Here is a 447-nt window from a genome sequence, read left to right on the forward strand (position 1 = left end):
CGCACAGCGACCAGTCTGGCCGTCAAAAAGGGGGGCGTGGACGCCTGATTGGCCGTACCAAGGGCGGCATGAACACCAAGCTGCACGCCATCTGCGACAGCCAAGGCCGACCGCTCAATCTGTTCGTGACCGCAGGACAGGTCAGCGATTACGTCGGTGCCCGAGCACTGGTGAGCCGTTTGCCCAGGGTGGACTGGCTGCTTGGCGATCGTGGCTATGACGCCGATTGGTTCCGAGAAGCGTTGAAAGACAAAGGGATACGGGCGTGTATCCCTGGCCGTAAACAGCGGAAGAAGCCAGTGAAGTACGACAAGCGTCGCTACAAGCGGCGCAACCGGATCGAAATCATGTTCGGCAGGCTGAAGGATTGGCGGCGTGTGGCAACCCGTTACGATAGATGCCCGAAAGTCTTCCTGTCAGCCATCGCCCTCGCCGCACTCGTTATTT

1 pseudogene is annotated in these 447 nt (G+C 59.7%); it reads left to right on the plus strand.

Annotated features, from left to right (window positions below):
- Positions 1-447 (plus strand): annotated as a pseudogene (locus A3764_RS00260) (IS5 family transposase); the annotation flags it as partial.

Origin of the sequence: Sulfitobacter sp. HI0129, from assembly GCF_001635395.1 — a bacterium.
GTDB lineage: Bacteria > Pseudomonadota > Alphaproteobacteria > Rhodobacterales > Rhodobacteraceae > Sulfitobacter.